We start from the raw sequence: 22,708 nt of genomic DNA on the forward strand, positions 1-22,708 counted from the left end.
TTGTGGCTACCCCACCCGGCGCGTTTGCTCGCTTCGCTCACAACGCGCCACCCTCCCCGCAATGGGGAGGGTGGCGACAGCGCTACGCCAACGCCCTTCGCACCGCGTCGCCGTCAAATCCCTTTAGCCCGATCACCACCAGATGCTCGGCCTGCTTCACGTCGGGGCGCGCGAAGGCCAGCTCGACGCGGCTGCCGACGGCCTGCACGACGATCGGCGCAGCCTTGTCGGCGATCCGCGCGTGGCCCTTGACGCGCAATACGCCCTCGAAGCCTAAAGCCTCGCTGACGCGCGCGCGCATCGCATCGACGCTCGCTGCGGCCGAGGGCAACACCACGATGCTGTCGAAATCATCGTGGTCGTGCTCTTCCTCCTCGCCGTGATGGCCGGCGCGCGCCGCCATGTCGTCCTCAGCGGCGGCGTTGAGGCCGATCAGCACCGCGGGCGCAAGCTCGCCCTTCGAGCGCACGATGGTGACGCCGGGCCGCAGCACAGCTTTCAGCTTGGTCTCGATCTCAACGAGCTGCTCGGCCGTTACCAGATCGCTCTTCGACAGCACGACGAGATCGGCGCAAGCAAGTTGGTCCTCGAACACTTCCTCGATCGGATCATCATGCTCGATGCCTTCGTCGGCAGCGCGTTGAGCGGCGACCGCATCCTCATCCAGCGTGACGCGGCCTTCCGATAGCGCCAGCGCATCGACCACGGTGACGACGCCGTCGACGGTGGCGCGGGTCTTCACCGCCGGCCAGGCAAAGGCCTTCAGCAGCGGCTGCGGCAAAGCGAGGCCCGATGTCTCGATCACAATCGCATCCAGCGGGATGTCGCGCGACAGCAATTTGTCCATGGTCGGGATGAAATCGTCGGCCACGGTGCAGCAGATGCAGCCATTGGTGAGTTCGACGATATCGCCAGGCGCGCAGGCATTGGCCGCGCATTCCTCGACGAGGCCACCGTCGAAGCCGGCATCGCCGAATTCATTGACGATCACGGCGATGCGGCGGCCGTCGGCCTGCGTCAGCAAGGATCGCAGCAGCGTGGTCTTGCCGGCGCCGAGAAAGCCGGTGAGGACGGTAACGGGAACGCGGGACATGAATTACTCCTGGGAATTTTTCAGCCAGAGCGGAAGCCCGGCTGCGATGAAGGCGACTTGCGGCACGGCCGCTGCGACGATCTGGTTGAGCCGGCCCTGGGCGTCGCGGAAGGCGCGGCCGAGCGGCGTCTCCGGTACCAGGCCCATGCCGACTTCGTTGGAGACGAACACGATCGGATAGCGCGCCACGCCGAGAAAGCGCACCAGCCGGCGCGCTTCGACTTCCGGGTCGCGGTCGGCGAACATCAGGTTGGACAGCCACAGCGTCAGGCAATCGACCAGCACGGCGCGGCCGCGCGTCGCCTCGCGGGTCAGCGCATCGATCAGCGCCAGCGGTTCCTCGACGGTAATCCAGCCGTCGCCGCGCTGCTTGCGGTGCTGCGCGATACGCGCGGCCATCTCGTCATCGCCGGGCGTCGCCGTGGCAAGGTACACGCGGGTAAAATTGCTGTCGTGGATCAGCGCCTCGGCAAAGGCCGACTTGCCCGACCGCGCGCCGCCCAGCACCAGTGTGGTGACCAGCGCGCTCATTTCGGCGCGCGCCCGTCATCGGGCGACCAGCGCATCGGCGGCACCCGTGCCACCATGCCCTTGCGCAGCACGTCGGCACGCTCGCGCCACGGCACCAGGCCGTAGTCGGATTTCTGGTAGGACTGCACGAAGGACAAGAGCGCCGCGGTGCCGGTTTCGGTCTGCAGGTCGCCGAACAGGAAAGTGTAGCCGTCCGGACTGGTGACGGCGACCGTCGCCGGCCGCTTGCAGACACCGAGGCACTGCACCGGCCGCACCATCACGCGGGCCTCCGTCTCGCCCAAGGCCGCCTTCACGGCGTCGAACATTTCCGGGCCGATCACCGCGTTGCCGTCGGCAGATTTGCAGGTGATACAAACGCTGACCACGACGCAACCGGCCGGCGCATGTGCGCGCGGCGGTTCGGCCAGCAAGGTTTCGCCAAAAATATCGGCGGGGTCGCGATCCATCATAGGCTCACCATCGTGCCCTCAAAGGGGCCGCGAGCTTTGTTGGGTCGCGTCGACGGCATGACCGTCAACTCGCTCCCGTCCGGTGCACCCCGCCCCGACGACGCCTCCAAAGCACAGTTTTCGATGGCAGGTCTCCTGGCTCGCGGGTCATTGCCCTCATCCGCCTTCCCGGGACATTCCCAGTGGCACCGGCGAGGACTCGTCGCTTACAGTTGCGGGGGCAGCGCCGGAGTAGAGCGCGAACGCCCGCACCGGCTTCCCTATTCACCTTCCACGCGGAAGGACCATCATTCGCAACGCTACCGGGCGAGGTCGTTGGGGTCAACCTTGGTTGACCTGCCGGCCGGTGTTGCGTCAGGTGGGTCGCGTAAAGGAACAGAATGATGACCGCCGATTCCCAGCCTGTCTGGCAGCCCCCCGCCATTGCCGCCCTCGATCCGGCGACTGAGGCCGGGATCCGCGCGCGAATCGACGGCAAGGCCAAGCCGCCGGGATCGCTCGGGCGAATCGAGGAACTCGCGCTGCAGCTCGGCCAGATCCGGCATCCCGGCGAGCCGCGCGGCGACAATGCGGTGCTGCTGATTTTCGCCGCGGATCACGGGCTGGTCGAGGAAGGCGTCTCGCAATTTCCCGCTGCGGTGACGGTCGGGATGGTGATGACCTATCTGGCCGGCCGCGCCACCGCCAATGCCTTCGCCACCGCCAGCCGGGTCGAGATCCGCGTCGTCGATTCCGGCGTCGCGGCCGAGTTGCCGCATCACCCACAGTTGATCGACGCCAAGATCCGCCTGGGTACGGCCAATGCCGCGCGCGAGCCGGCGATGACGGCCCAGGAGGCGGCCGACGCGCTGACGCGCGGCGCCCGCATCGCGGTCGGCGAGATCAGGAACGGCGCCGACATCGTCGCGCTGGGCGAGATGGGAATCGGCAACACCGCCTCCTCCGCGCTGCTGCTGCATCGCCTGGCGCCGGCCGACCTTGACGACTGCATCGGCGTCGGCGCCGGACAGGACGATATCGGCATGGCACGCAAGCGCGCCGCTATCCACAAGGCCGCGGCGCGCAGCCAGGCCACCGCGCCGCTCGACGTGCTCAGCGAGTTCGGCGGGCTGGAGATCGCCATGCTGGCCGGCGCGGTGCTGGGTGCGGCGTCGCAGCGCCGCCCGGTGATCGTCGATGGCTTCATCACCACCGCGGCGGCGCTGCTGGCGATCCGGCTGTGCCCGGAAGCGCGCGGCTATTGCGTGTTCGCGCACCGCTCGGCCGAACGCGGCCACGACATCGCGCTGGCGGCGCTGGACGCGACGCCGCTGCTCGACCTCGGCCTGCGGCTCGGCGAGGGCACCGGCGCGATGCTGGCGGTGCCATTGGTGCGCGCGGCGGCACGGCTGATCACCGATGTCGCCGATCTCCAGGACGTGCTCGCAGGAAACATCTGATGCGCCTGCCCGACTCGCTGCTCGACGCGATCCGGTTTCTCACCATCGTGCGGGTGCGCGACACCGCGAGCGCGACGGCGCCGGACTGGCTGGCGCGGGCGATGAAGTATTTTCCCGTGGTCGGCTTGGGCATCGGCCTTGTATCGGCGCTGATACTGCTGATCGCCAACGAGTTTGTCAGCCCGGTGATCGCCGCCCTGCTCGCAATCTCCGCCAGCATCATTCTCACCAGCGCACTGCACGAGGACGGCCTTGCCGACACCGCCGACGCGTTCGGCGGCGGCTGGACGATCGAGAAGCGGATGGCGATCATGAAAGACAGCCGGATCGGCAGCTACGGCGCGCTGGCGCTCGGCCTTGGCGTCGCGCTGCGCGTCGCGGCGATTTCCGACATGCCGATGTGGGCGGGTCCGGCAGCGCTGATCGCAGCCCATGCGGCGGCGCGCGCGGCGCCGGCCTTCGTAATGAACCGCCTGCGCTATGCCGGCAACACCGCGGCGATGAAAGTCAGCTACGCAGAAGCGCCGGTACGCTCCGGCGAATTACGGTTCGCGCTTGTCGTCGTGCTGCTCGCAATGCTGCCGCTGGCGTTGATTTCGCTCTCCGCCGTTCTGGTCGGGCTGCTGTGCGGCGCGGCGCTGGCATTCGTTCTCACGCGCTGGTCGCGCCACATGCTCGGCGGCTACACCGGCGACGTGCTCGGTGCGGTCGAGCAGGTGTTCGAGATCGGATTTCTGCTGGGTGTCGTCGCGGCGATGAGGTGATCCGTAGCCCGGATGAGCCCTTGCGAAATCCGGGGCCGACGATCTCGTTGAAACGCGCTTCCCCGGATTGCGCTTCGCTCCATCCTGGCTACGACAACGGCCACTGCAGCGGCAATTGATACGGCGCGCCTTCAAACGCATCGGCGCCGCGGCCGATACGAGCGATGGCGTCGATCATCTTGCCCTCGCGGCCGAGCAGCTCGTCCGCGAGATGCACCATCAATTTGTTCGGCGTCACGACAGGCGACCGGCGTCGCAATTCGTCGGCGATCTCGTCCTCGAATCCCGGATTGCGGTCGCAGGCGATCACATAGGCGGCGGCGCTGGAGCGGCTGATCCCGGCCCAGCAGTGGATCAGCAGCGAGCGCTCCGCCAGGCCATCGCGGCCGAAATCGAGGATCGCCTGCAGCACCCCCTTATCCGGCGCAATCAGGTCCGGCGTCAGCACCGTGATGTCGTGAAAGGCAAGACGGAGATGGCGCACCTGCGAAAACCCGCTCCAGTCCCGCGCCTCGGCGCTGGGCGACAGCAGCGTCAGCATGTCGAACGGACCGAGCGAGGCGGCCACGTCGGGAAGGCCGCTGAGGGAACTGATGTGGATCATGGGGCCGCCGCAGCTGGATGGAAGCCAGGACATACCATTATCGGCTGCGAACAACATCCCTCGCATAGGCCTACCCGCTTTTGCCGGTAGCCTGCGCAGTGCGTGTTACGTACAACGCATCGTGCAACGTCACCATGCTCCCTGCCCTCACGCCCATAGTCCTCCGCCATGCCCAGTTCGGAATCCCACCTCAAGGCGCCGCGCTGGCTGCGCACCTTTGTTCGGGCGCGCGAGACCAGCCTGGTCGTCGTCGCAGCCCTGATCGGCAGCATCGCCGGCATGCTGGTGGCTTTGATGAGTGGTGCCGTCAATATGATGCACATCGTTTTGTTCAACCTGCTGCCCGGCGAACGCCTGTCGAGCCAGACCTGGATCGATCCGGTCCGCGCCATCCTGGTGCCGATGCTCGGCGGACTGCTGCTCGGTATCGCCTTGCTGCTTCTGCTGCGCTGGCGGCCCGGCCGCGAGATCGATCCGATCGAGGCCAACGCGCTGCATGGCGGCGCCATGTCGTTCCGCGGCAGCCTCATCGTGGCGCTGCAGACGGTGTGGTCGAGCGGCGTCGGCGGCTCGGTCGGGCTTGAGGCCGGATACACCCAGATCGCCTCCGGGGTCGCCTCCTCGATCGGCCGCGCGCTGCATCTGCGGCGCAGCGACCAGCGCATCATGGTCGGCTGCGGCGCCGCCGCCGCCATCGCCGGCGCGTTCGGGGCACCATTGGCCGGCGCATTCTATGCCTTCGAGCTGATCATCGGCGGTTATACGGCCGCCAGCCTGACACCGATCGGCGTCGCAGCCGTCGCCGGCTTTGCGACGACGCGGGCGTTCTCGCCGCTGTCGCTCGGCATCTCCGTCAGCCAGATCGGCGAGGTCACCGGCCAGGATCTCGCGGTCGCGGCCCTGCTCGGGCTAATCGCCGCATTGTTCGGCATCGGGATCATGCGCGGCGTGGCGCAATGCGACACGCTGCTGCAAAAGATCAGGTTGTGGCCGCCGCTGCGTCCCGCGCTCGGCGGCCTGCTGGTTGGACTGCTGGCGCTGGTGACGCCGGAAGTACTGTCCTCCGGCCATGGCGCGCTGCATGTCAACAGCGGCATGACCGCGCCAATCACGGCGTTGGTCACCCTGTTCGCACTGAAGACGGTGGCCTCGATCATCTCGCTCGGCTCCGGCTTTCGCGGCGGTCTGTTCTTCGCATCCTTGCTGCTGGGCGCGATCGGCGGCCATCTGTTTGCCGCGGGCGCCAACGCGCTGCTGCCGACCTTGAACCTCGACATCAGCGTTTACGCGGTGATCGGCATGAGCGCCCTGTCGGCGGCGGTCATCGGCGGCCCGCTGACCATGACCTTCATCGCGCTGGAGGCGACCGGCAATTTGTGGCTGACCACCGCCGTGCTGATTGCAGTGATCGTCTCGACGCAGACCACGCGTGAGCTGTTCGGCTATTCGTTTGCGACCTGGCGCTTGCATCTGCGCGGCGAGACCATCCGCAGCGCCGCCGATGTCGGCTGGATCCGCGACCTCACCGTGCGCAGCATGATGCGCGCCGACATGACGACGGTGAATGCCGATCTCAGCATCGCGCAATTCCGCGAGACGTTTCCGCTGGGGTCAAAGACCCAGGTGATCGCCATCGATGCCGACGAACGCTATGCCGGCATCGTGCTGGTCGCCGATGCACATGCGCCGGAGAACCAGCCCGACGACACCCTGCGCCAGATCCTGCGCAGTCGCGGCTTCACGCTGCTGCCTAACTGGAATGTGCAGGAAGCGGTCGCCGCCTTCGACCGTGCCGAAGCGGAGTCGCTCGCCGTGCTCGACACGCTGGACCGCGGTCGCGTGATCGGCGTGCTCACCGAGGCCCATGTTTTGCGACGTTATGCTGAAGAATCCGAAAAGAGACGACGGGATTTGCTGGGAGAAAGTTAGACTCTCGAATGCACAACGCGACCCGCTATATCGTAAATCGTACATATCACTGGGCCGGGTCCATGGCGCTGCTGCATAGCAGAGACGCCTGCCAGCGGTTCTTCAATACCATAAATCTGGTTCCTCAGGTGCCAACGTACTTACCACACACTAACGATGCGATCTGAAGGTCAGAAGTCGAATGTCCGGCGCCTGACTTTGCAAGTATGCCTTGCGCTGCAGGCATAACTAGTGACGGCGAGAAGTGTCCGTTAAGCATTCACGAATACGCATGAAAGGAGAAACGCTGATACCGGAATAGCAGAATGCTACGCACGACTATCGACTATCTACAGAGCGCAGTTCTCGTGCCAAGCGGCAATCCCGAGCTGTTGCAGGCCAAACTGGCGGCATTCAGCCGGCAGGTCCCGATCATGTATGCCCTGGTGGTCTTCAACACCGTGGCGGTCGCGATCACCCATTACGGCAAGGCTCCGGACTGGCTGACCTTGTACCTGCCGGGCTGCCTCGACGCGATCTGCCTGATGCGGATGGCGATGTGGTGGCTTTCGCATGGTCGAACCGCCAGCGTGAATCAGGCGATCCGGCGGCTGCGAAGCACCATCGTGCTTGCCGGACTTCTCGGGATCGGTTTCGTCAGCTGGAGCATCTGGCTGTTCCCCTATGGCGACGCCTATATGCAGGGTCAGGTGATTTTCTTTACCGGCGCCACCGTGATCGGCTGCGGGTTCTGCCTGATGCACCTGCGACCGGCGGCGCTGCTGGTCATGACCCTGGTAGTCATCCCGTTCACCGTGTTCCTGCTGTCGAGCGGACATGTCATCCTGGTGTTGATCGCCATCAATTTCTTCATCGTCTCGGTCGCGGTGACGTTCATGCTGCTCACCAACTACGCCGACTTCGAAAAGCGTGTCATTTCCGAGGACGCCTTGCGATCCAGGCAGGCCGAGTTGCAGGCGATGAGCGACATCAATTTCCGCAACTCCAACATCGACAGCCTTACCGGGCTGCCCAACCGCCGGTGCTTCTTCAGCGAGTTGAACCAGCAGATCGCCGCGAGCGACACGACCAGCCTTGTCGTCGCGATCCTCGATCTCGACGGATTCAAGCAGATCAACGACGTTCACGGCCATCCCGCAGGGGACCGGCTGCTGCGGAGCGTGGGCGACCGTCTGCGCGCGCACCTGCACCCCAGCATGTTTCTCGGCCGCCTCGGCGGCGATGAGTTCGTCATGATCGCTCCCCCCCTGAGAACGCCTGACACGGCAGCGGACGCCGGCGACGAACTGGCAGCGGTTTTCATGGTCCCGTTCGAGTTCGACGGCGTCATCGTCAAGATCGGATGCACGATCGGCTATGCCGAATATCCCACCACGGCGAGAACCGCCGACGAACTGTTCGAGCGCGCCGACTACGCCCTGTTCTTCGCCAAGAAGCACGGCCGCGGCACCGTGGTCGGCTTTTCCGCCGAGCACGAGAACACGATCCGCGAGGCCAGCCTGATCGACCAGGCACTGCTCAATGCCGATCTCGAATCCGAATTGTGGGTGGCCTATCAGCCCATCGTCGATGGCTCCAGTGCGGAGGCGGTCAGCTTCGAGGCGCTGGCGCGCTGGAACAGCCCGGTGCTCGGCAACGTGCCCCCGATGAGCTTCATCGTCGCCGCCGAGCGACTGGGCCTGATCGGCCAGCTGACACCGCTGCTGCTGCGCAAGGCCCTGGAGGGTGCCGCGGCCTGGCCGGACGACATGCGCGTCTCTTTCAATTTGTCGAGGCTGGATATCGCCTCGCCGCTGTCGATCCTGAAGATCATCTCCGTCGTGGAGCACAGCGGCATTGACCCCAGCCGGATCGACTTCGAGATCACCGAAACCGCGGTAATGCACAACATGGCCGAAGCCACGATCGCACTGAACGTGTTGAAACGACTGGGCGCCCGCATCTCGCTCGACGATTTCGGCACCGGCTACTCCAGCCTCAGCTGTATCCGCGAATTGCCGCTCGACAAGGTCAAGATCGACCGCAGCTTCATCAGCGAAATCGAGTACGACACCGCGTCCCGCCTGATCCTAACGACGATCATCGGGCTGTGCCGGAACCTGGGACTCGAATGTATCGTCGAAGGCGTCGAGACCGCCGAACAGGCGGAATTTCTTCACGGCCAGGGCTGTCGCTTCATGCAGGGCTACCATTTCGGCAAGCCGATGAGCCGGGAGCGGGTCGGCGGCTTTCTCGCCGCATCGATGGGCAATGCCCTCGCCGCTCCGGTCCAGCTCCACAGCTCGGCCACGCCGAGGCTGGCGTCCGCGCTCTAGATATTCGACACTGCCCTGGTGAATCAAGAAACCATCAGGGAGACTATCGTGAACGACGCTACCAAGAAGATCGCCTGGGTGACCGGCGGCGGCACCGGGATCGGCCGCGCTGGCGCCGAAGCACTGCTGGCCGACGGCTGGACCGTGATCATTTCCGGCCGCCGTGCCGACGTACTGCAGGGCGTCGCCGACGAGCTCGGCCGCAACGGCAGGCCAGTGGAAGCGATGGCGCTCGACGTTAGCAATGCCGACGACGTTGGCAAGGTGGCACAGGCGATTCTTGCCAGACACGGCCGCATCGACCTGTTGGTCAACAGCGCCGGAATCAACGTCCCGAAGCGCAGTTGGGCCGACGTGACGCAGGACGGCTGGGACGAGATCGTCGATATCAACCTCAACGGCGTGATGTATTGCATGCGCGCGGTGCTGCCGGCGATGCGCGCGCAGCAGGACGGCTGCATCATCAACGTGGCGTCCTGGGCCGGGCGCATCGTCTCCAAGATGACCGGCCCGGCCTATACGGCGACCAAGCATGCGGTGCTGGCGCTGACGCATTCCTTCAACATGGACGAATGCGTCAACGGCCTGCGCGCCTGCTGCCTGTCGCCCGGCGAGGTCGCCACCCCGATCATGAAGAACCGCCCGGTGCCACCCAGCGACGAGGTGATGGCGCGGATGCTGCAGCCCGCCGATCTCGGCCGCACCATCGCCTTCATCGCCGGCATGCCGCCGCATGTCTGCATCAACGAAGTGCTGATCAGCCCGACCTGGAACCGCTCGTTCTTGGCGATGTGACGCTCACAGCCGCATCACGTCGATCGCGTGACCGTCGATGGCGTTGGCGAGATCAGCGACGTGCTGGTGGTGCGTGAAGACGATGATCTGGCGCTGCCGGCCAGCCTCGGCCAGCAGCGACAGCGTCGCCACCGTGCGCGCCTCGTCGAAGCTGGTGAGCAAGTCGTCGCCGATGAAGGGCAGCGGCTGGTGCGTGCGCCGCTCCAAGAGCGCCAGCCGTAGCGCCAGGAACAGCTGGTCGCGCGAGCCCTCGCTGAGGCCACCGGTGCCGACGCGCTCGCCGTCGGCGCGGACCGCGACCAGCACCGGGTGGTCGTCTTCGCCGTAATCGACGCCAAGCCCGGCAAAGGCCTGCCCCGTTGCCAGCGCGAACAGCCGGCTGGCCTGCTCGATCAGCGGGTCCTGCACCATCGCGCGGTGCCGCTCGATCGCCAGGGACGCCAGCTTGGCCGCCGCACTGCGCAACAACCAGCGCTCCGCGACGGAGACAAGCTCGACCGCCGATTCGGCACGTTCGGCCGCCGCAGCGGCCGCGTCGCGCCCCTTCACCAGCGCCTCGAAGTCGCGCTGCTTCTGGTGCAGTTCGGCGGCAGTGCGCTCGAAATCTTTCAGCACTTCGTTCTGCCGGACGGTTTCCCGCGCGATCTCACTGGGTAAGGCGTCGAGGTCGAGGCCGAGCTGTTCGGCCCGCAGAAACTCTTCATCCTGACCGTCGGCAATCTCCGGCAGTTCGCGCCGCAAAGCCGCGCCTTCGGTCTGTAGCGCATGGCGACGCGCCAACCGCTCGATCGCCACCACAAGGGCGGCAAGATCGGCGGCGCCGAATGCGGCGCGGGCGTCGTCCAACATCATCGTTACGCTCTGGCGTCGGCTCATCGCGGCTTTGCGCTGCGTCGCGCGCCGGGCCATCGCCTCGCGCAGGCGGTGACAGGCATCCGCCGCGCTCCGGGTCTCGGCGAGGCGCCCGGTCAGCCGCGCCAGCGATTCCTGCGCCGAAGCGCCTGCGGCCTCCGACATCAGGCGCCCCGCCAATTCGGCCGCGTCGCGATCAAACGCAAGGAGGTCGGCCTCGATGGTCTCGACGCTGCGACCCTCGCGCTCGAAGCTCAATTTTGGCATCGGAACAGATTGCCAGACCGCCAGCGCGGCCTCGGCCTCGGCCGGCGAGGCCTCCTTGCGCAGACCGATCGGGGCCAGCGCCGCGGGCCACAGCCCGGCCTGTTCGGCCAGCACGGCGGTCGCCTGATCTTGCGCGCGCTGCGCTTCGGCGAGATCGCGCTCGGCGCGTTGCCTTGCTACGGCGCGGGCGCGCGCATCGGTCCAGGCCTTTTGCAGCTCGTCGAGCCGGCTGCGCGCCTCACGATACAAAATGTCAGCCGGCAGCGAGCGGTCGGGCGCGCGGCCCATGGCCTCCAGCAGCGCGATCACGGCAGTCTTGCCCGCTTCCTGCGCCGCGGCGAGCGCGTCAAGTTCGGCCTGCTGTTCTTCCAGCCGGCCGATCCGGCCGATCAATTGATCGACGCGCTCGCGCCAGCGCAGCATCTCCGCCGGGCGGCGCGGCAGCAGGCCCGACGATTGCCACAGCGAGCGCCACGCCGCCTCGGCTTCTGCGCGACGCAGCTGCAACGCGGCAAGCGCAGCAGTCACGCGGTCGCGCTCGCGGCGGCTCTGATCGAGGCGCTCTTGCATCGCCTCGCGGCGCGCGGCGCGGTCGGTGTCTGTCAATAGTCGGTCGGTGATCGTGTCGATTTTCTGCGAAGCACGCTCGACATCGCCGAAGAGACGGCGGCGCTCGGTGGCGTCGCCGTCCAACACGCTCTGCAGCGATTGTAGCTCAGCGTCGCGCGCGCTGCGCGCAAGGGTCAAATCTCCGCGCGTCGAAACCGTACCATCGCCCGACAGGCGCCGCAGTTCCGTCTCCGCCGCCTCGATCGCGGCGTCGGCCATGGCTCTCGCGTCTTCAAGCTTGCGGAGGTCAGCCTCGGCCAATTCGGCCGCGCGGGCATGCGCCACAACGCTGGCTTGGTCCGGCAGCGGCAGGCCCGCGAGGTCGGCGATATCGCCGGCGCGCGGATCGAGCGCGGTCGCCAGTGCCGACAGATTGTTCTTCTCGATCGCCAGCGCCGAGGTTTCGCGGCGCAGCCGGTCGGCATGGGTCGGAAGTTCGGACAGCGCTTCGAGCCGCTGCCGGGCGGCTTCGGGATCGCTGATCGCGGCCGGGGCGCCGGCGGCGTCGGCGAGGCCTTCGATATCGTGCAGTACGCGGGCGCGCTTGGCTTCCGCCTCGGCCCTGCCCTGCTCGGCGCGGCGGGTGCGCTCGATCAGTTCCTTGACCGCGGCCAGTGCTGGATCGGTCGGCAACCGCTCCAGCAATTCGACATGCGACGGCAGGCCGAGGCGATGTGCGGCGGCGTCGAGCTGCTCCTGCGCGGCGCGGCGCGCCTCGCGGCGGCGCGGCAGGTCCTCCATCGCCTTGCGCACGGCGCCGAGCCGCTCGCGCAGCGCATCGATAGCTGGCGCGGCGGCCAACGTTGCCTCGTCGACCGACATGTCTTCCATCGCGTCGTGGTCGGCGGCGTCCGCCGCATCGAGCGCGGCCAGGTCATCGCTCAGCACGGCATCGGCCGCCAGCGCCTCGCGCCACGGCCCGATCACCTGTGCCGGGACCTCCGGCATGTCGGCCAGATCGGCCAACTCCTGCGCCACGCTGTCGAGCCGCGCCAGTTTGGAGCGAACCCGCAAGGTGCGCTGCCAGCGTGCGAGGTTGCTGCCGGAGGCCGCGTGCTCGGCCTTCAGCGCGTCGAGCCGCGTGCCGGCTTCGGTCACGGCCTTCTCGACATCCTCCAGCGCCTCGCGCGTCACCACAGCGTCGCGCAGCGCGCGTTCGGCGGCTTCATGGCGATCGGCCGCGACATAAAACGGTCGGCTGGCGGATTTGCGCGGCGTGAACAGCTCGTCCGCCTCGTTCTTCAGGCGATCGCGGACGCGCGACAGCGCCGTCATGCCGGCCGATCCCGCCGCGAGGGTTTCCGCGAGGCTGCCGCCGGCATGCAGCAACTCATTGCCGCCAAGTCGCAGCGCTTCCGCGGTGAGGCCGAACTCGCGGGCAAAAATGTCGCGGGTGATGCCAGCGAGAAACGGCTCCAGCGTCGTATCGGGCAGCGGCTGATCGGCGGCATCGACCAGCGTATTCTTGTTGCCCTTGCGCCGCCGCACCGAAAGCGTGCGGCCATCGGCATGGCGGAACGCGCCGCCGATCCGCAGCGTCTTGCTGTCATGCCTGAAATCATAGTCGGTGCGCGCGCCGAAGCCGAACAGCAGGTCGCCGATCGCCGACAGCGCCGAGGTCTTGCCCGCCTCGTTGGCGCCGAGCACGACATGCAGCGGCGCGTCGGGCCGGAACGACAGCACGCGGTCGGTGAAGATGCCGTAGCGCTCCAGCGTCAGGGTTTCGATTCTCACGACGTCATCGCTCCCGACAGATAGGCGCGGGCATCGTCCGCCAGACGCTGCAACGCCGCAGGATCGGCTTCCAGTTCCTTTCGTAATTCATGCGGCAGCTTGTCGGTGATACTTTTCATCGTTTCCGCCAGCGCGTCCGCAAAGCCGGGATCGGCGGCAACGGCAGCCAGCAGATCATCGACGTCGAGGCTTTCGGCGGCTGACAAGGCGGCCGCGGGCCGCGACGGCGCCATGGTCGACAGCTTGAGCTGCTCGACCCAGCAATCCCCGGCGATGCGGAAGCCGACCGCGCGCGCCTCGTCCTGCAGCATCTCGCGCCGCGCCATCAATTGCCCATGCAGCGGCGTCACGCCGGACAGCGTGACGCGCACCGCCAGCGCGCGGCCGCCGCTGCGGCCGTGCAGCGCATCCAGCGCCGCCTCGATCCGCGACAGCACGTCGGTCTCGCGGTCGGCCCCCGACACATCGACGGTCTCATGCGCCCAGCGCGCACCGTCGAACACCAGCGGCTCCACCGCGATTATACGGCCATCCTCCACGGTGACGCGCATCGCGCCCTTGGCGCCGGTCTCACGCACGCTGCGGCCCTGCAGATTGCCGGGATAGACGATCCAGGGATCCTCGCTCACTATCTTCGCATCATGGACGTGGCCAAGCGCCCAATAGTCGTAACCGAACAGGCGCAGGTCGGCGACACTGCACGGCGCGTAGCTCTTGTGGTCGCGCGAGCCTTCGAGCGAGGTGTGCAGCACGCCGATGTTGAGCCAGCCGTCGCGGCGCGCCGGATAGCTTTCGACGAAATCATCCGGCACCAGACGGTTCGGAAAGCTGCGGCCATGCAGCGCCACGCGGTGCTCCGGCAACTCGATAGTCTCGGCCTTGCGCGACGAGAAGAAGCGCACCGTGTCGGGATAGCTCAGCGAGCGCGACATGCCGCTTTCCGAATCATGATTGCCCTTGACCATGATGGTCGGGATGCCGGCGCGGTGCAGTTCGCCGATCGCGCGGACGAAGAACAATCCGGTAGTGACGTCGCGCCAGTCGCCATCGAAAATATCGCCGGCGACGATCAGGAATTTTGCCTCGCTGCGGATCGTCTCGGCGACCAGCGCCTCGACCGCGCGGCGGCCGGCCTGCGCGAAACGCTCGGCAACGGCCTTGTCCTTGAGGCCGAGACCGGCGAGCGGACTGTCGATGTGCAGATCGGCCGAGTGGATGAAGCTGAAGCGCATGGGATCGGTCGTTCCATCGAGGCAAGCAGCGCCCGGCTGAGTGCCGCAGCGACCGCTACCGATCCATCGGTGACCCGACTCCTCCGGGGATGTCAAGCAAACGGCCCGGCTGTCGCCGCGGCTGTCCAGATCGATTGACAGAGCGGCAATTCCGCCCGTAAATGCCGGCGATTTCGAGCTGCCGGGCCCCCGTGCGCTGACCGCGTGGCGGGAAACAAGGTGCGATCTGGTGCAGCGTTTCGACACCCCAGGACCAACTTCAATGTTCACGCCGCCACTGGCGCGCGGAGTACCCAATCGGCCGGCGCCGCGCGGCTGGTGCCCCGGCGCGCTGCGCCCGATGCTTACCGGCGATGGACTGCTAGTGCGGCTGCGGCTGACCGGCGGGATTCTCGACCTCGCCACCGCCCACGCCATTGCAGCTTGCGCCACCCGTTTCGGCAACGGCCTGATCGATCTCTCCAGCCGCGCCAATCTGCAACTGCGCGGCGTCGGCGAAGCCACCCTGCCCGGCCTCACCGCTGAGCTCGAACGGTTGCACATTCTCGATGCCAGTGCCGAAGCAGAGACCGTTCGCAATGTGACCGCCAGCCCGCTGGCCGGGCTCGATCCCGCAGCCGTGCTCGACATCCGTCCGATCGCCAAAGCGCTGGAGGCGCGGCTGACGAGCGACACCGCGCTGCACCGTCTGCCCGGCAAATTCGGCTTCCTGATCGACGACGGCGGCGCGTTGCCGCTCACCGGCGTCAGCGCCGATATCCGTCTGACGGCCATCGCCACGCCGCAAGGCCCGCGCTTCCTGATCGCGCTGGGCGACGCCGAGGATTTGCCGATCGCCACCTGCGAGCCGGCGCAACTGGTCGACTGTGCCGCGCGGCTGGCGCAAGCCTTTATCGATCTACGCAACCAGACGCCGGCGCGCCGGATGCGCGATCTCGTTCGATCGCTCGGGGTCGCGGCGATCGCAGAAGCCGCCGATATGGCGATGCAGGATGCGCCGGCGCCCGCTGATCGCCACGTCGCGATCAGCCATGTCATCGGCCGTCATGAAATCTCCGGCATGGCCTATCTCGGCGTTGCCTTGCCGTTCGGCCGGATGGGCAGCGCCGCGCTCGACCATCTCGCCACCGTGGCGTCACGGCATGGTGCGACCGGATTGCGGCTGACGCCGTGGCGCGTGATCCTGGTGGTCGGCATCTCCGCCGACGCCGCCGATGCGATGCTGGCCGAATTGCACGACGACGGCTTCATCCTGAAGGCGGATGATGCAAGGCTGCACGTCGCCGCCTGCCCCGGCGCGCCATCCTGCAACAGCGCCACCACGCCGGTGCAGCCGGATGCCACGCGCTTCAGCCAGCTGTTCACGGACCTCGCGCCGGGCGGCACCGTGCTGCACGTCTCCGGTTGCACCAAAGGCTGCGCGCATGCATCAAGCGCGCAGTTCACGCTGGTCGGCCATGCCGGCCGTTACGATCTGATCGAGAACGGCACCGCGGCAGATACGCCAGTCGCCGTTCATCTGTCGCCAGACGAAGTCGAAGCCGAATTGTCCCGGCGCCTTCGTCCTATCAAGGAACGCCTGCTTGTCGAACACCCATGACTACGTCCGCGACGGCGCGGAAATCTACCGGCGCTCCTTTGCGCTGATCCGCAGCGAGGCCGAACTAGCGCGCTTCCAGGGCATCGAGGAGCGCGTTGCCGTGCGTATCATCCACGCCTGCGGCATGGTCGATGTCGCCAGCGATATCCATTTCTCGCCCGGCGCCGTCAGCGTCGCCGCGACCGCGCTCGAAGCCGGCGCGCCGATCCTGTGCGATTCCCGCATGCTGGCCGACGGCGTCACGCGGGCCAGGTTGCCCCGCAACAACGACGTCATCTGCACGCTGAACGATTCCTCGACGCCCGCGCTTGCCGCCAGGCTCGGCACCACGCGGTCCGCCGCAGCGATGGAGCTGTGGCGGGAGCGTCTGGCCGGCAGCATCGTCGTGATCGGCAATGCGCCGACGGCGTTGTATCGGCTGTTCGAGATGCTCGACGAAGGCGTCAGCCCGCCGGTCGCGATCGTCGGCATGCCGGTCGGGTTTATCGGGGCGGCCGAATCCAAGGAAGCCCTGATCGAGGACGGCCGCGTGCCGTGCCTCGTGGTGCGCGGACGCCGCGGCGGCAGCGCGATGGCGGCGGCGACCATCAACGCGCTGGCGAGCGCAGCGGAATGACCGCCGCTTCGCCCATCGGACGGCTGTATGGCATCGGCCTTGGACCGGGCGATCCCGAACTGCTGACCGTGAAGGCCGTGCGCCATCTGCAAGCCGCCCCTGTCGTCGCCTACTTCGCGAAAGCCGGCCGTCGCGGCAACGCCCGCGGCATCGCCGATCAATGGATCTCGGCGTCGTCCGAAGAACTGCCGCTCTACTATCCGGTGACCACCGAACTGCCGTTCACCGAGCCGGCCTATAACGCTGCGCTCAGCACTTTCTATGAAGAAGCCGCCGACGCCATTACCACGCATCTGCTGGACGGACGCGACGTCGCGCTGTTGTGCGAAGGCGATCCGTTCTTCTACGGCTCCTTCATGCACATCTACATCCGGCTGAAGGACCGCTTTGCCGTAACCGTCGTGCCCGGCGTCACCGGCATGTCGGGCTGCTGGACCACCGCGGGCGCACCGATCACCTGGGGCGACGACGTGCTCACCGTGCTGCCCGGCACGCTGTCCGCAGCTTCACTGACCAAACGCCTCAGCGAGAGCGACGCCGCCGTGGTGATGAAGCTCGGCAATAATTTTGCCAAGGTGCGCGACGCGATCCGCGACGCCGGTCTGATGGAGCGCGCGATCTATGTCGAGCGCGGCACGATGGCGGCCGAGATCGTGATGCCGCTGAAAGAACACACCGGCGACAGGGCGCCCTATTTCGCGATGGTGCTGGTGCCCGGCAACGGCCGCCGGCCATGAGCAGGCAAGGCTCGTTGAAGATCGTCGGCCTCGGGCCCGGCCCGGCGCACTGGCTGACCCCGGAAGCCACCGCGACGCTGGAGCGCGTCACCGATGTCGTCGGCTACGCGCCCTATGTCGCGCGCCTGGCATTGCGCGACAACCAGCAGCACCACGCCAGCGACAACCGCGATGAGATTCGTCGCGCCCGCCATGCGCTCCAACTCGCAGCCGAGGGCCGCGACGTCGCCGTGGTGTCCGGCGGCGATCCCGGCGTGTTCGCGATGGCTGCGGCCGTACTGGAAGCGGTCGAAAGCGGCGAACCCGGCTGGCGCGATCTCGACATTGAGGTGCAGCCCGGCATCAGCGCGATGCATGCCGCCGCCGCACGCCTGGGCGCGCCGCTCGGTCATGATTTCTGCGCGATCTCGCTTTCGGACAATTTGAAGCCCTGGTCGATCATCGAGCGTCGGTTGATCGCCGCCTCCGACGGCGACTTCGTCATCGCGCTGTACAACCCCGCCTCGAAAGCGCGACCGACGCGCATCTTCGAGGCGTTCGACATTTTGCGAAGCCGCAAGGCCGCCACCACGCCGGTGGCCTTCGCGCGCGCGGTGGGACGGCCCGACGAGCGACTTACGCTTTCGACCTTGGCCGATGCCGATCCCGGCCTCATCGACATGAGCACGCTGGTGATGATTGGTTCGAGCGAGAGCCGGCTGATCACGCGCGGCGGCGACAAATTGCCGTGGCTGCTGACGCCGCGCAGCTACGGAGCCGCGCGATGAGCCGCGAGCCAGGCCATCACCGCCTCGACGTCGAAACATTCGGCGACGGCATCGGCTTTTGGTCGCCGGATCATCACCACGGAAATACCGAGTTCGCGCGCAGCCTCGATCTTCGGATAGGTCGCGGCGCCACCGCTGTTCTTGCTGACGATGACGTCAATCTGCTCATTCTCGAGCAAGCGCAGTTCGCTGGCTCCGTCGAACGGCCCGCGCTCCAGGATCAAACGGTGCTGCGGCAGCATCTCGATGTCGTCCGGCCTGTCGATGGTACGAACCAGATAATCGTGCTGCGGCCGGCGCGCGAAGGCCGCGAGTCGCAGCCGGCCATGCGTCAGCAGCACGCGTCGCGGCGCATCGCCCAATGCCTCGACTGCGGTATCGATATCGTCGACCACGATCCAGCGGTCGCCAGCCTGCGCCTCCCATTCCGGGCGCGTCAGCGCGGCCAGCGGAATTTGCGCGGTCGCACAGGCCAGCCGGGCGTTGTCCGACATCTGCACGGCGAAGGGATGCGTCGCATCGATCACGGCCTCGATAGCCTCGGCGGCCAGATAGTCGCGCAAGCCATCGACGCCGCCGAATCCGCCGATGCGAAACGGGATCGGCGGCAGCCAGGGATTGCGCGTGCGGCCGGCCAGCGACAGCGTCGCCTGATAGGCCGCGTCTCCGGCGACGCGCTGCGCCAGTGCGCGCGCTTCGCTGGTGCCGCCAAGTATCAGAATTCGCATCGTGCCCTTCCAATACGGAGCCGCCGGTGACCCCGTCCAGCACACGCCCGTGGCTGTCGATCATCGGCCTTGGCGAAGACGGCCTCGAAGGCCTCTCTCCTGCCGCACGAAACCTGCTGGCGCAAGCCTGCCTGGTGGTCGGCGGCAAGCGGCATCTGGCGCTGGCCGGCGAATTTCCGGGCGAACGACTGGCCTGGCCCTCGCCACCTGACGCGGCGTTTCCCGGGATACTGGCGCGACGCGGCCAACCTGTCTGCGTGCTCGCCAGCGGCGATCCTTTCTTCTACGGCATCGGATCGCTGCTGATGCAGCATATTGCTGCCGAAGAAATGCTCTGCCTGCCCTCAGCCTCGGCCTTCAGCCTTGCGGCGTCGAAACTCGGCTGGGCGCAGCAGGATTGCGCGCTGCTGACGCTGCACGGCCGACCGCTGGAGCGCATCATTCCGCAGTTGCGGCCCGGCGCGCGCATCCTTGCACTGTCATGGGATGGCACCACCCCCGGCAAACTCGCCGGCCTGCTGCAGGCGCGCGGCATGGGCCACTCCATCCTGACGGTGCTGGAAAACATCGGCGGTCCGCGCCAGCGCATCCGCCAGTCCTTGGCAGATGGCTTTGCGTTGGGCGACATCGATCCGCTGAACACCATCGCGCTGGAAGTCGTCGCTGACCACGGCGCGCGTATCATCCCCCGTGTAGGCAGCCTGCCCGATGACTGGTTCGAACATGACGGCCAGATCACCCGGCGCGAGATGCGCGCGGTGACGCTGTCGGTGCTGGCGCCGCGCCGCGGCGAATTGATGTGGGACATCGGCGCGGGCTCCGGCTCGGTCTCGATCGAATGGATGCTGGCCGATCCCGCCAACTGCGCCATCGCGATCGAACGCGATCCCTCCCGCATTGCACGCATCCAACGCAACGCGCTCGCGCTCGGCGTGCCGGATCTGCAGATCGTCGAAGGTGCCGCACCCGGCATCCTGCACGGCCTGCCGCAGCCCGATGCCATCTTCGTCGGCGGCGGTGCGACCAATGACGGCGTGCTCGATGCCGCCTGGTCCGCGCTGGCGCCGCGCGGTCGCCTGGTGGTCAATGCGGTGACGATCGAGACCCAGGCCGAGCTGACGCGCCGCTTCACGGCGCTGGGCGGTGAATTGCTATCGTTCAATTTCGCGCGCGCCGACAGGATCGGCGGCTTCCACGGCTGGCGCGCGGCGATGCCGGTGGTGCAATGGTCGGTGATCAAGCCATGACAGATATGATTGCCATTGGCATCGGCTGCCGCAAGGGGTGCGCGGGCGACGTGCTGATCCGGCTGATTTCGCAGGCGCTGGCGGAATGGCCGCAGCATCTGCCCGAACACGGCGCGCGAAAATTGTTCACGATCGAGGACAAGCGCGACGAGCCGGGCATCCGGCAGGCCGCCGACCTGCTCGGCATCGAGCTGGTGTTTCTGTCGCGCGATCAGCTCAACGCCGCGATGCCGCGCACGCAAATCTATTCAGCCCGCGCGCAGGAACTGTTCGGCGTGGCCTCGGTCGCGGAAGCCGCCGCGCTGGCCGGCGCCGGCACCGACGCCACGCTGGTGGTGCCGCGCATCAGCAGCGACCACGCCACCTGCGCCATCGCCGCACGGCTGCCGGATCCTGGAGAGCCATCATGACCGTGCATTTCATCGGCGCGGGCCCGGGCGCGCCCGATCTGATCACCGTGCGCGGCCGCGACCTGATCGCGCACTGCCCTGTCTGCCTCTATGCGGGATCGCTGGTGCCAAGGGAATTGCTGGCCTGGTGCCCGCCGGACGCCCGCATCGTCGATACGGCCTCGCTGGACCTTGACCAGATCGCCGCCGAGTTTTCGCGCGCGCAGGCGGCCGGCCATGACGTGGCGCGGCTGCATTCCGGCGATCTCTCGGTGTGGAGCGCGATGGGCGAACAATTGCGGCGGCTCGACGCGCTGCAGATCCCCTACACGATCACGCCCGGCGTGCCGTCATTTGCGGCCGCCGCCGCCGCGCTCGGCCGCGAACTGACGCTGCCGGAAGTCGCGCAATCTCTGGTGCTGACGCGGACCTCGGGTCGCGCCTCGTCGATGCCGCCCGGCGAGAAGCTCTCGACCTTCGCGCAGACCGGAGCGACGCTGGCGATCCACCTCTCGATCCATACGCTGGACACGGTCGTCGCCGAGCTGCTGCCGCAATACGGCGCCGATTGCCCGGTCGCGATCGTCTATCGCGCGAGCTGGCCAGACCAGCAGATCGTGCGCGGCACGCTTTCCAGCATCGTCGATGAGGTGGCGAAAGCGCCGATTGAGCGCACCGCGCTGATCTTCGTCGGCCGCGTGCTCACCGCCAGCGGCTTTCGCGACAGCGCTCTGTATAACGCCGACTATCACCGCCGCTTCCGCGACGTGTCGAACAGCGACGACTAGCAGACCCGACGGAACGGCGTTTGCGCCAGCAATTGGCCATCGCGATCGAAGATCACGGTTTCCAGTTCGATATCGCAGTCGCGCAGCACATGTGCGGCGGTGATCCACGCGGCTTCAGCGACGCGTCCGCCAAGCCGGATGCCGGCACGGTCGGCGATCTCGAAGGCATCCTTGGCGGTGTTGGCGGCGCGGATGCTATCAGCCAGTTCGGCAGTGCCGTCGGCCGCGCTGGCCAGTTGCGCCAGCCAGTCGCGATCGACCTCGCCGCGCTTCGAATGCAGGTCGAGCATGCCCTGGCCGAGCTTGGTCATCTTACCCATGCCGCCGGCAATGGAGATGCGCGCGACGGGATTTCGCCGCAGATATTTCAGCATGCCGCCGACGAAATCGCCCATGTCGATCAGCGCCACCTCGTGCAGGCCGTGCAGCTTCTGCACCGCCTGCTCGGACGTGTTGCCGGTCGAGCCCGCGACATGCTGCAAGCCCATCGCGCGCGCGACGTCGATGCCGCGATAGATCGAATGGATCCACGCCGCGCAGGAATACGGCACGACGATGCCGGACGTGCCGAGGATCGAAATGCCGCCGACGATGCCGAGCCGGCCGTTCAGCGTGCGCTCGGCGATCCTCGCCCCGCCGGGCACGGAGATTTCCACCACCACGTCGCCCGCGCCGCCGCACGCTGCGGCGACCTCGGCGATCGCCGTGCGCATCATCTCACGCGGCACCGGGTTGATGGCGGGTTCGCCGGGAGGCAGCGGCAATCCCGGTCGCGTCACGGTGCCGACGCCGTCGCCGGCGCGGAACTGGATGCCGCGGCCGGGTGCGCCAAGACGCACCGTCGCGATGATCAGCGCGCCATGGGTGACATCGGGGTCATCGCCGGCGTCCTTGACGATGCCGGCGCGGGCGAAGCCATCGCCGCTTTCCTGCATCGCCAGCGAAAAGGCCGGGCGCGTGCCGCCGGGCAACAGCACCGCCACCGGATCGGGAAATTCGCCGGTCAGCAGCGCCTGGTAGGCGGCGCGGGTTGCCGCGGTCGCGCAGGTGCCGGTGGTCCAGCCGCGGCGCAGGTTCGGCGGGTCGGAAACATCGCTCATCGGGAACCACAGATTGGCGAGCAACGCCTCTCGCAGGTCATGCATGATACAGCCGGCGAAGGTGCTTCAGCAAGCGGGCGAGGTGCTGTATGACGGGCCCAACCACGCCAGCGCGTGCGG

20 protein-coding genes and 1 riboswitch are annotated in these 22,708 nt (G+C 67.3%); of the genes, 12 read left to right on the forward strand and 8 right to left on the reverse strand.

Annotated elements, in window-relative coordinates; all coding sequences use genetic code 11:
* Positions 1-82: 82 nt before the first annotated feature.
* The 3 genes from cobW to FIU28_RS20125 are packed head-to-tail and all read right to left on the reverse strand — an operon-like array spanning position 83 to position 2,073.
* The gene (gene cobW, locus FIU28_RS20115) at positions 83-1,093 is read right to left on the reverse strand and encodes a cobalamin biosynthesis protein CobW (RefSeq protein ID WP_143574911.1); all 1,011 of its coding nucleotides are present in this window, start codon (positions 1,091-1,093) and stop codon (positions 83-85) included.
* A 3-nt stretch (positions 1,094-1,096) separates the two neighbouring features.
* Complete coding sequence (gene cobU / locus FIU28_RS20120; RefSeq protein WP_143574912.1) at positions 1,097-1,624, reverse strand: bifunctional adenosylcobinamide kinase/adenosylcobinamide-phosphate guanylyltransferase; 528 nt, start codon at positions 1,622-1,624, stop codon at positions 1,097-1,099.
* A complete protein-coding gene (locus tag FIU28_RS20125) occupies positions 1,621-2,073 on the reverse strand; it encodes a DUF1636 domain-containing protein (protein WP_246660749.1) in 453 nt (150 codons plus the stop codon). The genes cobU and FIU28_RS20125 overlap by 4 nt, the downstream gene beginning before the upstream one ends.
* A gap of 111 nt (positions 2,074-2,184) precedes the next feature.
* Positions 2,185-2,380, reverse strand: a riboswitch (cobalamin riboswitch).
* A gap of 79 nt (positions 2,381-2,459) precedes the next feature.
* On the opposite strand from FIU28_RS20125, the gene cobT reads away from it, so the two are divergent.
* The gene (gene cobT, locus FIU28_RS20130; RefSeq protein WP_246660750.1) at positions 2,460-3,515 is read left to right on the forward strand and encodes a nicotinate-nucleotide--dimethylbenzimidazole phosphoribosyltransferase; all 1,056 of its coding nucleotides are present in this window, start codon (positions 2,460-2,462) and stop codon (positions 3,513-3,515) included.
* The gene (locus FIU28_RS20135) at positions 3,515-4,279 is read left to right on the forward strand and encodes an adenosylcobinamide-GDP ribazoletransferase (protein ID WP_143574915.1); all 765 of its coding nucleotides are present in this window, start codon (positions 3,515-3,517) and stop codon (positions 4,277-4,279) included. Before cobT ends, FIU28_RS20135 begins: the two co-directional genes overlap by 1 nt.
* Positions 4,280-4,367: 88 nt before the next feature.
* Here the strand turns inward: FIU28_RS20135 and FIU28_RS20140 are convergent, their stop codons facing one another.
* Entirely contained in the window at positions 4,368-4,883 is a 516-nt protein-coding gene (locus FIU28_RS20140) for a tyrosine phosphatase family protein (RefSeq protein ID WP_143574916.1), read from the reverse strand.
* 168 nt (positions 4,884-5,051) lie between these two features.
* On the opposite strand from FIU28_RS20140, the gene FIU28_RS20145 reads away from it, so the two are divergent.
* From FIU28_RS20145 to FIU28_RS20155, 3 genes are all read left to right on the forward strand, one after another.
* Positions 5,052-6,812 (forward strand): chloride channel protein, encoded by a 1,761-nt coding sequence (locus FIU28_RS20145; RefSeq protein ID WP_143574917.1) that lies wholly within the window; start codon positions 5,052-5,054, stop codon positions 6,810-6,812.
* A gap of 305 nt (positions 6,813-7,117) precedes the next feature.
* Positions 7,118-9,127, forward strand: a complete 2,010-nt coding sequence (locus FIU28_RS20150; protein ID WP_143574918.1) for a putative bifunctional diguanylate cyclase/phosphodiesterase — start codon at positions 7,118-7,120, stop codon at positions 9,125-9,127.
* 48 nt (positions 9,128-9,175) lie between these two features.
* Complete coding sequence (locus FIU28_RS20155; RefSeq protein WP_143574919.1) at positions 9,176-9,922, forward strand: SDR family oxidoreductase; 747 nt, start codon at positions 9,176-9,178, stop codon at positions 9,920-9,922.
* Positions 9,923-9,925: 3 nt separating this feature from the next.
* Here the strand turns inward: FIU28_RS20155 and FIU28_RS20160 are convergent, their stop codons facing one another.
* Both FIU28_RS20160 and FIU28_RS20165 read right to left on the reverse strand, forming a co-directional pair.
* Positions 9,926-13,384, reverse strand: coding sequence for an ATP-binding protein (locus tag FIU28_RS20160; protein WP_143574920.1), 3,459 nt, complete (start codon positions 13,382-13,384; stop codon positions 9,926-9,928).
* A complete protein-coding gene (locus tag FIU28_RS20165; RefSeq protein WP_143574921.1) occupies positions 13,381-14,616 on the reverse strand; it encodes a metallophosphoesterase family protein in 1,236 nt (411 codons plus the stop codon). The genes FIU28_RS20160 and FIU28_RS20165 overlap by 4 nt, the downstream gene beginning before the upstream one ends.
* 262 nt (positions 14,617-14,878) lie before the next feature.
* On the opposite strand from FIU28_RS20165, the gene cobG reads away from it, so the two are divergent.
* The 4 genes from cobG to cobJ are packed head-to-tail and all read left to right on the forward strand — an operon-like array spanning position 14,879 to position 18,336.
* The gene (cobG, locus tag FIU28_RS20170; protein ID WP_143574922.1) at positions 14,879-16,216 is read left to right on the forward strand and encodes a precorrin-3B synthase; all 1,338 of its coding nucleotides are present in this window, start codon (positions 14,879-14,881) and stop codon (positions 16,214-16,216) included.
* Positions 16,200-16,832, forward strand: a complete 633-nt coding sequence (locus tag FIU28_RS20175; RefSeq protein ID WP_143574923.1) for a precorrin-8X methylmutase — start codon at positions 16,200-16,202, stop codon at positions 16,830-16,832. Before cobG ends, FIU28_RS20175 begins: the two co-directional genes overlap by 17 nt.
* The gene (locus FIU28_RS20180; RefSeq protein ID WP_143574924.1) at positions 16,829-17,569 is read left to right on the forward strand and encodes a precorrin-2 C(20)-methyltransferase; all 741 of its coding nucleotides are present in this window, start codon (positions 16,829-16,831) and stop codon (positions 17,567-17,569) included. Before FIU28_RS20175 ends, FIU28_RS20180 begins: the two co-directional genes overlap by 4 nt.
* Complete coding sequence (gene cobJ, locus FIU28_RS20185) at positions 17,566-18,336, forward strand: precorrin-3B C(17)-methyltransferase (RefSeq protein WP_143574925.1); 771 nt, start codon at positions 17,566-17,568, stop codon at positions 18,334-18,336. Before FIU28_RS20180 ends, cobJ begins: the two co-directional genes overlap by 4 nt.
* Here cobJ and FIU28_RS20190 read toward each other — a convergent pair.
* Positions 18,318-19,064: a cobalt-precorrin-6A reductase gene (locus tag FIU28_RS20190; RefSeq protein ID WP_143574926.1), complete on the reverse strand. Its 747-nt coding sequence runs from the start codon at positions 19,062-19,064 to the stop codon at positions 18,318-18,320. The genes cobJ and FIU28_RS20190 overlap by 19 nt on opposite strands.
* Before the next feature lie 26 nt (positions 19,065-19,090).
* Here FIU28_RS20190 and cbiE point away from each other — a divergent pair, with 26 nt between their 5' ends.
* The 3 genes from cbiE to cobM are packed head-to-tail and all read left to right on the forward strand — an operon-like array spanning position 19,091 to position 21,488.
* The gene (cbiE, locus tag FIU28_RS20195) at positions 19,091-20,311 is read left to right on the forward strand and encodes a precorrin-6y C5,15-methyltransferase (decarboxylating) subunit CbiE (RefSeq protein ID WP_143574927.1); all 1,221 of its coding nucleotides are present in this window, start codon (positions 19,091-19,093) and stop codon (positions 20,309-20,311) included.
* The gene (locus FIU28_RS20200) at positions 20,308-20,721 is read left to right on the forward strand and encodes a cobalamin biosynthesis protein (RefSeq protein ID WP_143574928.1); all 414 of its coding nucleotides are present in this window, start codon (positions 20,308-20,310) and stop codon (positions 20,719-20,721) included. Before cbiE ends, FIU28_RS20200 begins: the two co-directional genes overlap by 4 nt.
* The gene (gene cobM / locus FIU28_RS20205) at positions 20,718-21,488 is read left to right on the forward strand and encodes a precorrin-4 C(11)-methyltransferase (protein ID WP_143574929.1); all 771 of its coding nucleotides are present in this window, start codon (positions 20,718-20,720) and stop codon (positions 21,486-21,488) included. The genes FIU28_RS20200 and cobM overlap by 4 nt, the downstream gene beginning before the upstream one ends.
* On the opposite strand, the gene FIU28_RS20210 is transcribed toward cobM, so the two are convergent.
* Entirely contained in the window at positions 21,485-22,633 is a 1,149-nt protein-coding gene (locus tag FIU28_RS20210; protein ID WP_441351242.1) for a cobalt-precorrin-5B (C(1))-methyltransferase, read from the reverse strand. The two genes, cobM and FIU28_RS20210, sit on opposite strands and share 4 nt — an antisense overlap.
* Positions 22,634-22,708 lie beyond the last annotated feature (75 nt).

Source organism: Tardiphaga sp. vice154, assembly GCF_007018645.1.
Classification (GTDB): domain Bacteria; phylum Pseudomonadota; class Alphaproteobacteria; order Rhizobiales; family Xanthobacteraceae; genus Tardiphaga.